The 7,387-nt window shown below is 60.6% G+C and carries 6 protein-coding genes and 1 pseudogene; 5 read left to right on the forward strand and 2 right to left on the reverse strand.

The features are described from left to right. The 3 genes and pseudogenes from ACIQ17_RS28500 to ACIQ17_RS28510 form a co-directional block, all read left to right on the forward strand. Positions 1–514 (forward strand): annotated as a pseudogene (locus tag ACIQ17_RS28500) (NADH-quinone oxidoreductase subunit D); the annotation flags it as partial. A gap of 154 nt (positions 515–668) precedes the next feature. After that, positions 669–1,526, forward strand: a complete 858-nt coding sequence (locus ACIQ17_RS28505) for an MBL fold metallo-hydrolase (RefSeq protein WP_398472770.1) — start codon at positions 669–671, stop codon at positions 1,524–1,526. 501 nt (positions 1,527–2,027) lie between these two features. After that, entirely contained in the window at positions 2,028–3,005 is a 978-nt protein-coding gene (locus ACIQ17_RS28510; protein WP_398472771.1) for a patatin-like phospholipase family protein, read from the forward strand. Between the two features lie 134 nt (positions 3,006–3,139). Here ACIQ17_RS28510 and ACIQ17_RS28515 read toward each other — a convergent pair whose 3' ends face one another. Together ACIQ17_RS28515 and ACIQ17_RS28520 are read right to left on the reverse strand one after the other, a co-directional pair. Beyond that, positions 3,140–4,033, reverse strand: coding sequence for an NAD(P)/FAD-dependent oxidoreductase (locus ACIQ17_RS28515; protein ID WP_398472772.1), 894 nt, complete (start codon positions 4,031–4,033; stop codon positions 3,140–3,142). A gap of 139 nt (positions 4,034–4,172) precedes the next feature. Then, entirely contained in the window at positions 4,173–5,645 is a 1,473-nt protein-coding gene (locus tag ACIQ17_RS28520) for a phosphotransferase (RefSeq protein WP_398472774.1), read from the reverse strand. 133 nt (positions 5,646–5,778) lie between these two features. Here ACIQ17_RS28520 and ACIQ17_RS28525 point away from each other — a divergent pair, with 133 nt between their 5' ends. Beyond that, entirely contained in the window at positions 5,779–6,198 is a 420-nt protein-coding gene (locus tag ACIQ17_RS28525) for a hypothetical protein (RefSeq protein ID WP_398472775.1), read from the forward strand. 32 nt (positions 6,199–6,230) lie between these two features. Then, positions 6,231–6,605, forward strand: coding sequence for an NUDIX hydrolase (locus tag ACIQ17_RS28530; protein WP_398472777.1), 375 nt, complete (start codon positions 6,231–6,233; stop codon positions 6,603–6,605). The last annotated feature ends 782 nt before the right edge of the window (positions 6,606–7,387 follow it).

A 7,387-nucleotide genomic window follows, 5' to 3' on the forward strand; every position in this document is an offset into this window, starting at 1 on the left:
GGCAGCCTGGGACCTTCGCAAGTCGCAGCCCTACGAATGCTACGCCGAGCTCGACTTCGACATACCCATCGGAAAGAACGGCGACTGTTTCGATCGCTATCTGATCCGGATGGAGGAGATGCGTCAGTCCGTGGGAATTATGAAGCAGTGCATTGCGCGGCTCAGGTCACCGGATGGCGGCGGGGAGGTCATGCTTCAGGACAATAAAATCGTGCCGCCGCGGCGTGCCGAGATGAAGCGGTCCATGGAAGCCTTAATCCACCACTTCAAGCTCTATACCGAAGGATTCCACGTGCCTGCGGGCGAGGTCTACGTCGCGGTCGAGGCGCCCAAAGGAGAGTTCGGTGTCTTTCTAGTCTCGGACGGGTCGAACAAGCCGTATAAATGTCATGCACGGGCGCCCGGTTTCGCTCATCTAGCGGCCATGGACTTTCTCTGCCGAGGCCATCTTCTTCCTGACGTATCCGCGATCCTCGGATCGCTCGATATTGTTTTCGGTGAAGTTGATCGATGAAGGATAGAACGTTTTTCGATTTGGTAAGTCGCGGCAGCTCAGGGGCGCCGTGAACTCAGCCGGTCACCGACGGCGCGCTATAAGACTACTGCCCGCGGGAACTCGGAAACGCCGATTGTGTTGCGAACTAATCAAACGCTGGAATGCCGAGACAATGAAACCGCAGGTCGATCTGCCTGAGAGCGCAAAGGCTGAGCGGGCATCGCAGGACGACGCCCGGAACGATGGCGTCCACGAAATCGTCAAGGACGTCGCGTACAAGCAGTTGGCGATCGTCAATGTCATCTTTGTCGGGTTACCGGGTTGCGGCGATGGCCGCTGGCTGCTTATCGACACGGGAGTGGTCGGTGCCGCCGAGATTATCAAGTCGACGGCACGGGCCCGATTCGGCGAGACCGGCAAGCCGGCCGCCATCATTCTGACGCATGGCCATTTCGATCACGTCGGCAGCGTCGCAGCGCTCGCCCGCGAATGGCGCGTGCCGGTCTATGCCCATTCGGCTGAGCATCCATATTTGAACGGCTCGCGGCCGTACGAAGCGCCTGACCCCTCCGTGGGTGGCGGGCTAATCGCGATGATCTCTCCGTTGTTTCCGACCGGTCCACTGGATCTCACCGGTCACCTTCACGGACTGCCGGCCGATAATTCCGTGCCGCATATGCAGGGCTGGCGGTGGATTCACACCCCGGGTCACTCACCCGGTCACGTCTCACTGTGGCGCCAGAGCGATGCCTTTTTAATTGCAGGCGATGCATTCGTCACGACGCGGCAAGAGTCGATTTATGCGGCGGTGACCCAAGCGCCTGAGATGCATGGACCCCCAGCATACTTTACGCCCGATTGGGAGAGCGCGCAGCGCTCCGTGGTCAGTTTGGCGCTGCTGGCGCCAGAGATTGTGGTTACGGGACACGGCGCTGCCATGTCGGGGCCGCTGATGCGGGCTGCGTTAAACAATCTCGCTGAACATTTTGACGCCATAGCGGTGCCGCCGCATCGCCGAGCAGGCAACTGATATCTGACGAAGTCGCGCCGGAGATCGTTGGGGGATATTGGGCAGACAGAATGCGTCCATTTTGGTCATAACAGAGTCTGACACTGAGCTGATGCCAAGGAGAGTGAAAGCTACCACACAGTCGAATGGTCTGCCTGAGCCGATGGGGCTCTGTCAGTCCCATCCGTTCCTGTTGGAAGTGAATGGCAGGACGAACCCAAGTGGGACCGGTTCAGTTACCTGATTGCGCGTCAAGGAAAGGCCTCTGTTATGGTTTTAAAGTCCGGGCAGGCTCTCCAGCGTTATTTTCCGGAAATTGGACGAGCGGTTCTCGCGCACCGAGAGACCGGTTTACGCTCGATGGCGAGCTGATCTTGTTGAAAGATGGCAACTCGCGTTGGATGCGATTCTTCCGGTCAAACCTTAGCCTCTCATCGAGGCCTCTGACGATCACGTTCGGTATCGGAATTCGATAGCGCCACCTCGCCGACCAATGGTCGTGAAGAAGCGGAAGGAGACAACGTGCAGTGTCGTGATGGCACGAAAACTCCGGTCTGCGGCATCTCATTCGCCGGCGGGCTGGCATTGGCGTCGTATCATGCAGGCGTGATCGAAGCGTTCCTCGCGAACAATGTGAAGGTGGACTGGGTCTCCGGGTCGTCCGCGGGTGCGGTGACCGCCGCGCTGGTTGCCGGTGGGGAGCCTGAAAACGCTATGCGCCGCCTGGCGTCGTTCTGGGGCATCTCCGGCGCGGCTCAGATGCCCGACGCCGACCCTTGGGCGCACTTCCGCGCGTGGACTAATGTCGCCCGCAGTCACGTCCTCGGCAATGCCCGGCATTTCTATCCCCGCCTGCCGACGATGACCGGTTTCAAAAGCCTGTACGACCTCGGCGAAATGCGGAGGCGGCTGGTTGAACTGGTTGACTTCGAGAGACTGAACGCAGGAACGGTGAGGGTTTCGATCGCCGCTACGGATCTGGCCACGGGCGACCCCGTAATCTTCGACACCGCTGCCGAGAAACTCGGAATCGATCATTTTCTGGCAAGCTGCGGCTTCTTGCCGGAGTTCGCGCCGGTCGAGATCGGCGGCCGGGTCCTTGTCGATGGAGGTCTCTCGGTCAACACACCCTTCGATCTCCTTCTCGCCTCCGACTTCCCGATCGATCTGTACGTCGTTGATCTGTTCGCTCGGGACGGCGTCATCCCGGCCTCCCTCGAGCGGGCAGCTGAACGGAAGACCGATCTCATGTTTGCCAATCAGACGTACCTTCGGCTCCAGTTGCAGTTGGAGTTGCGGTCGCTCAGGCATCCCGAGTTCGCTCCGAGCGACCGCGTGACTTACATGAGCTACAGATCGGGGCCGACCGAACCGGGCCCCGAGAAGTCTTTCAACTTTTCGCCCGACGGTCTAGCTCGCAGATGGCGTGAGGGACTCCTCGACGCAGAGGCCGCTCTAGCGACGCAGGGCGAGCGCGGCTTCAGGACGGTCCGACGATGACCTCCGTTTATGGCTGCCCGATCGCGCAACATGACGACTGCCGGAATTCTCGGTTATCGCCGCGGCACGACCAGCTTGAAGGTCTGCTGATTCAGCTTGGCGATTTGTTCTGGCGCAACAAGGAGCAGGCGCATTCAATCCTGCAGCCGGCGCGGCAGCGCCGTGTTGATCGTGCAGGTGGCGACCGCGGCGTGGCCAGAGGCGACCGAAATCTGGTGGATGTCGGTCACGACGTCGCCGATCGCATATAATCCCTCGACCGATGTACGCTGGCTGTCATCGACCCTCAGGCTGCCATCGGCTTTGTGATCCGCACCAAGGGCGACAGCCAGGTCGGACCGCGCATCGGCGCCCATGGCGGGATAGACAATGTCATAGCCATTGTCGCCCGGTACATCCGCGATCCGCAACCGGTTGGTATCACGCCGTAGATCCAGACGGGTGACATAGTGCACCTGGACCCCGATAACGGACATTTTGTCATCAAGCTCGGGATCGCGCGTATCCTGGACGATGACAGACACATCGCTGGAATAAGCGCGCAGGAACAACGCTTTGCCTGCAACGCTGGCAGACGGGCCGACAACGGCGATACGCTTGTGCCGCGCCTCGAAAGCATCGCAGACCGGGCAGAAGCCCAGCAGATTGTCGCGGATGGCTTCGCGCCATCCGTCAAAAACCGGACTGCGATCGACGATGCCAGTTGCCATCACCACGCTCCGAGCCTCGACCGCCGCGCCCTCCGAAGCAATCCGAAAGATCTCGCGTGTTTTCGTCAAGCTGACGACTTTTTCGCTGCGGGCCGGGACGTTCAGCAAGCGGGTCTGTTCAAACATACGATAGAGCAAGCCTTGTCCTGAGAGCCCATCGACGAAGCCTGGAACATTGTGGCTGCGCGGGATCGTGGCCGCGCGGCCTGATCCGGCATCGAACAACATGACCGTGCGCCTGAACCGCGCGAGGTAGATCGCCGCCATCAAGCCTGCAGGGCCGCCGCCGATGACGACGCAGTCATAGGTGTCGCTCATGCCAACACCGGCGATCGGAGGAAGGAGTGATAGATAGGATGCATGAAGTTTATACAGCTTGACGGATAGGGATGCGAGGCATCCCGACGCCAAACGGATCATCCCGTTACGTGTTCCCGTGCGACGGATCCCGCTCGTTTCATCCGGCTTCGAACGCATAGAGGTCAGGCGTCTCGATCAGGTTTTTGAGACCCTGCAGAGGGATGACGAGCCAGTCCGGGCGGTTGTTGAGCTCGTAACGGATCTCGTAGAGCGCCTTCTCGACCAAGCCCAGCATCAGGACCTTGTTGGCCTGTACGATATCGGCAGGAAAGCAGGCGCTGGACCGGGCGAGGGGGAGATAGCCCCGAAGAAATCGCTGCCGGACCTCGGAGATAGCGGCTGCAACGGTGGTCTCGCCGGAGACATTGGCGCTGGCCGAGGCATAGTCGAATGAGCGCAGCATGCCGGCGATGTCCCGCAGCGCGACGCTTTTCCGCCGGCGCTCCGCGAGGGGGCGCATCGGCTCGCCCTCGAAATCAACGATGAAAATATCGGTTTCGGTCACCAGGACCTGACCCAGATGGTAGTCCCCATGGATGCGGATGGCGCTGAAGGAAGGCGCATCGATCGATTGGGCGGCAATGAAGGACCTGACCTGGACAAGCGTCGGCCACTGTTGCTGCCCGCTGGGCGGCTGTTGATCAATCCGCGCCAAAATCGCATCGGCCGAAGCGGCCACGTCCTCTGACCATGCCTTGATCCAGGCGCCTGAAAGAGGCGCCGGAGCAAGGTCCGCGTGGGACGTTTCCTGCGACAAGGCAAGATGCATCCCCGCCGTACAGGCGCCAAGGCGGTCGGCGAGGCGCTGCAGGTCTACGAGCGCGCCGGGCTCGGCACCGCCCAGCCGGCCGAGGCGGTCGGTAACATATCCCCAACCGTCCGTAGCCCCTTCGACGCGCGCCTGCACAATGCCGAGGGTGACGGGCGGGCCGTCGGCGGCTCGCAGTTCGATGGTGCCGAGCAGGGAGGGCGTACCTTTGAACGACGCCTGGGTGAGGAACGCGCCGATCTCCTGCTCCGGGTGGATGCCGCCGGCCAACCGGCGATAGGCCTTCAGGATCGCCGGACCGATCAGGATCGACGTGTTGGATTGCTCCGCGCCGGTCCGGACGATGGTTGCCTCGCTCAGGTCTTGGGCATCAAAGCTTTCGCTCGGTCGAAAGCCGAGTTGCGGAGTGGCCTGCGTATCCGCCAGTGGCAATGCCAGCAGGTGTCGAACAAAGACATCATTTGAATAGGCATCGACCAGCCATCCCTGATGGGATCCGGACGTGACTTCGGCGACGATGCTCTTTGCGTCCGGCACCCTGTCCCACAGCAGCGTGATGGGACACTGATAGTCAACCGTATCGCCGGATGTCGACACCTGGATGATGAGAAGCAGCGATCGCTCATCATTGGCAACCGAGATAGCCTGCGCAATCCGGACAGCCTCGAGCCTTGCATCCTTGGACGCGAACCAGCGCTGCTTTTGCAGATAAGCCGGCAATATCTCGGTCTCCAGCAACGACCAGGCGTCAGCGTCTCGTAAGCCATCGATGGACCGACTTGCGATTGCGAGGCGCGGCATGAACATCTCCCAGGACTGCGTGGCATGAACATGCTCGATCGCGTCTGGTTCGGGCGGTGCCTGCTACGCCATGAAAAAGGTGGAACGAGGCGGATGGGTCGCGGTTCTGTGAGCGTCATTGGATCGGGAAAACATGAACGCCTTGCACCCTCAATTCGGCCCGCGCATCTCAGGCAAGAGCGTCGGCTTCAGCCTCTGGGCGCCGCATCAGACCGCCGTGTCGCTGGTTGTCGAGGGGCGCGCGCCCATGCCGATGCAGGCCGCAAAGGACGGCTGGCACCGGTTCCCGACGGCATTGGCCGCGGCCGGCACGCGGTATCAGTTCGAACTATCCGACGGGCTGTGCGTGCCGGATCCAGCCTCGCGCTTTCAGCCCGACGACGTGCATGGGCCAAGCGAAGTCGTCGATCCCGCCGGCTACGGGAACAGGAAGCTCGGTCATCCGTTCGTGCGACACTGGCGGGCGAGTGAAGGGCCCGTGTCCCATCACAGAAGCCCTCTGGATACGAGTCCGAGCTGGACGACTTTGTTCGATCAACGAAACCGGATATGACGTTCGCGACAGCGCAATGCAGGGCTCGGAAGATGGCTAAATCCTCGAAACTTGTCGTCATAAAGGGCGGAAAGGTTCTCTTGGTCCGTCGCAAGAAAGATGGCCTCTGGATGTTCCCGGGCGGCAGGAAACGCCGCGACGAAAACGCTAAACAATGCTTGCGACGAGAAATCGCGGAAGAGCTTCCAATGCTGAAGGTGGGCGGCATCTCGCTTTGGAAAAAAGCGACGACAAGAAACAAAACGTCAGGCCGGAAAATGAGCGACGCCATCTTTGTTGCCAAGAAATCGTCCGGGAAGCTGAAGATCGGCGACAAGAAGGAACTAGATCGGGCGGAATGGCGGCGGCCTCGCGGCCTCAAACTGACGCCGACATCGCGCTATATTCGTGACCGACTTCCAGTCTAACGGTCGACCATGCCGGACGGACATTCAGTGCTGCGAGCTGCCATGCTGGCGTCCCTTGTCATTCCGTGACGGTGAACTATATCTGGGCTATCGGCAACAACGAAAGGAGGTGGTCCAGTGTCTATTTCCATGCGCTGTCGCCTCGCTGAGGCAACCCGCTAAGCGATCCGCAGGATTTGCGAGCGAGCATGCGGAAGGCCTCGGCGTCCGGGCTCAGCGAGAATAGGGAAGGGGTGCCGCGTAGCGTCGCGCGACGCCCCTTTTCGTTTGGCCACAGTGGTGAGCGTTGCAGAAGACCTATGACGCGTCGCGCGGTCTCGACTCAAGCCATGACGGGTCTCGTCTGACCAGCTTCTGTTCCATTCGCTACGTTTCAAGGAGCAAGGCGGCTATCCACGTTCCAAGGAAATTTCGGGCCCGTGAATCTTTGACTGAAGTGGCGGTGGGGACAGGCTCGCCGTTCATCCACACGGAACGACGAGCCAACCCAACAAGCGGAGGACATGCCGCTCATCCATCAATTAGGCGCTTACTGCCCTGTTCCTCTTGGCAGAAAAAAAGCTCCGCGCAAGCGGGGTAGGTAACGAGTCCACAAATGCCAGCTTGCGCCGGGTCTTCAGCCTGAATAAACGTCACTGTACAGCGCAGGCACGCGTTCAGACGCACCACGTCCTCGATGATGCCCCAGTGTCTTATCGCTAGCACTCTCCGGAGCACTCTGGGCGGAGCGGAAGGGGGAAGGTCCAAAGGACGGGCTTCGATAACCCTCTCGTGCATCCTGC

This window comes from Tardiphaga sp., assembly GCF_044340795.1.
In the GTDB taxonomy this organism is placed as follows: domain Bacteria; phylum Pseudomonadota; class Alphaproteobacteria; order Rhizobiales; family Xanthobacteraceae; genus Tardiphaga.

Bases quoted from the DNA above. Each gene is read 5' to 3' on its own strand.
- ACIQ17_RS28505 (WP_398472770.1), top strand. From the start codon at position 669: ATGAAACCGCAGGTCGATCTGCCTGAGAGCGCAAAGGCTGAGCGGGCA.
- ACIQ17_RS28515 (WP_398472772.1), bottom strand. From the start codon at position 4,033: ATGAGCGACACCTATGACTGCGTCGTCATCGGCGGCGGCCCTGCAGGC.
- ACIQ17_RS28520 (WP_398472774.1), bottom strand. From the start codon at position 5,645: ATGCCGCGCCTCGCAATCGCAAGTCGGTCCATCGATGGCTTACGAGAC.
- ACIQ17_RS28525 (WP_398472775.1), top strand. From the start codon at position 5,779: ATGAACGCCTTGCACCCTCAATTCGGCCCGCGCATCTCAGGCAAGAGC.
- ACIQ17_RS28530 (WP_398472777.1), top strand. From the start codon at position 6,231: ATGGCTAAATCCTCGAAACTTGTCGTCATAAAGGGCGGAAAGGTTCTC.